The organism is Flavobacterium sp. NKUCC04_CG, assembly GCF_019345525.1.
GTDB lineage: Bacteria > Bacteroidota > Bacteroidia > Flavobacteriales > Flavobacteriaceae > Flavobacterium.
Genome location: NZ_JAHKRA010000099.1, coordinates 1 through 223, shown reverse-complemented (window position 1 = coordinate 223; position 223 = coordinate 1). Strand labels below are relative to the sequence as shown.

Here is a 223-nt window from a genome sequence, read left to right as displayed (position 1 = left end):
AACAGCTCACTAGTCGAGCGGACGAGCATGGATAATAATCGGGCATAAGTATACTACCGAAGCTATGGATTTACAGACAAGGGTTTGTAAGTGGTAGGGGAGCATTCTAATGGGGTTGAAGGTGATATGTGAGTATTGCTGGACTAATTAGAAAAGAAAATGTAGGCATAAGTAACGATAATGCGGGCGAGAAACCCGCACACCGAAAAACTAAGGTTTCCAC

General features: G+C 43.5%; 1 rRNA gene. It reads left to right on the top strand.

The features are described from left to right. Positions 1 to 223, top strand: a 23S ribosomal RNA gene (locus KO524_RS15640); the annotation flags it as partial.